This is a genomic window from Streptomyces sp. MK7 (assembly GCF_032658145.1).
Taxonomy (GTDB): domain Bacteria; phylum Actinomycetota; class Actinomycetes; order Streptomycetales; family Streptomycetaceae; genus Streptomyces; species Streptomyces spiralis.
This window is the reverse complement of sequence record NZ_JAVACL010000120.1, coordinates 1-1459: the sequence shown is the minus strand read 5'-3', so window position 1 is coordinate 1459 and position 1459 is coordinate 1. Positions and strand designations below refer to the sequence as shown.

Annotated in this window: 1 protein-coding gene; it reads right to left on the bottom strand. The window is 69.6% G+C overall.

The window, feature by feature from the left end; genetic code table 11:
- Positions 1 to 17: 17 nt before the first annotated feature.
- Positions 18 to 1232: an IS110 family transposase gene (locus tag R2S09_RS40070; RefSeq protein ID WP_306188986.1), complete on the bottom strand. Its 1215-nt coding sequence runs from the start codon at positions 1230 to 1232 to the stop codon at positions 18 to 20.
- Positions 1233 to 1459: the final 227 nt, after the last annotated feature.

The following is a 1459-nucleotide window of genomic DNA, read 5'->3' as shown; positions in this document are numbered from 1 at the left end:
TGATGCTCCTATTGCTGTCAAGCGGCTTGGAGCCAGTCGCGGTAGGCGTGGGCGAGGTCGTCGGTTCTGCTGAGTCCTCGTTCCAGTCTGGAGATGGTCGTGGGCCAGACGCCGAAGTGCTGAGCGACGGCGGTCAGGGTGATGTTCTTGGCCCGTCGCAGGGGCCGCAGGTCGGCTATGTCCGGGCTGGTGACGGTGGTGGTCAGGCAGCGGAACATCTCCCGGGCGATGGCCCGTTTCAGCAGCCGGATGATCTCCTTCTTCGTCCGGCCGGCAGCGGTTTGCTGTGCGACGTATGCCCGGGTCCGGGCGTCGCTGGACATGCGGACCAGGGCGATGCGGTAGAGGGCGGCGTTGGCGGCGCGGTCACCGCCCCGGGAGAGACGATGACGGTTGGTTCTGCCGCTGGAGGCGGGGACCGGGGCGGCTCCGCAAAGGGCCGCGAAGGACGCTTCGGTCCGCATCCGCTCGGGATTGCCGCCCGCGGTGATCAGCAGCTGCGCGGCGGTGTCGGGTCCGACACCGTAGGCCGCCCGCAGACCCGGGTTGTATGCGGTGACCTCGGCATCCAGGGCCCGTGTCAGCGCCTCGTGCTCGGCGGTGAGCTCTTTGACGCGGCGGGCCAGACTCCTCAGCGCGGTCAGGACCGCGACGTGGACGGCGTCCCCGGCCGGCCGCAACCGGGCCAGGGTCTCTGTCCGGTCGGCGCCCTTGAGCTGCCCGTATTTCGCGCGGATGGCCTCCGGGGCGGTGATGAGGACGTGGCCGATCTGATTGAGTGCGGCGGTGCGGGCCTTGACCGCCGAGCGGGCAGCGTTGTGCAGGGCGCGTATCCCGGCGACCGTGTCGTCCTTGGGAGCGCTGTCGGCTCGTCCGGACAGGGCGGCGCGGGCGGCGGCGTAGGCGTCGATCGGGTCGGACTTGCCGGTGCGGCGGCGTTCGGCCCTGTCGGGGCGGTTGACCTCGACGACCTGGTGTCCGTGGGCGCGAGCGGTCCGGGTGAAACCGGCCCCGTAGGACGAGGTGCCTTCCACCCCGATCGCGCTGACGCGTCCGTGTGCGGTCAGGAAAGCCAGGGCCGCCGCGTAACCGGCGGCGGTGGTGGCGAACTCGGCGTCCGCGAGATGGCCGCCGTTGTCGCTGATGACAGCGACGTGGACGGTGTCGGCGTGTGAGTCGACCCCGCCGAACACATCCCGGTCCGCGGTGTCCTCCGCAGCCTCTGATGTCATGCTGATACTGCCTTCCCAACCGGAGGTGGGCACCGGCCGGGTGGCGCAGACAGGACATTGAAGGGGCTTCTGACCAAGCTCCTATCAGGTCATGTTCCGCCCGGCCGGAGCCATGAGAACAGGCCCCGGCGGCCGGACAGAACAACGCGAAGACAGCCCAGCAGGACGTCAGTCAGTGCCCGGGTCACGACCACCGGAACCCGAGTATCAGCATCAATGTCAGTGCC

Excerpts from the sequence above, each read along its gene's own strand:
- R2S09_RS40070 (WP_306188986.1), bottom strand. The coding sequence starts at position 1,232 with ATGACATCAGAGGCTGCGGAGGACACCGCGGACCGGGATGTGTTCGGC.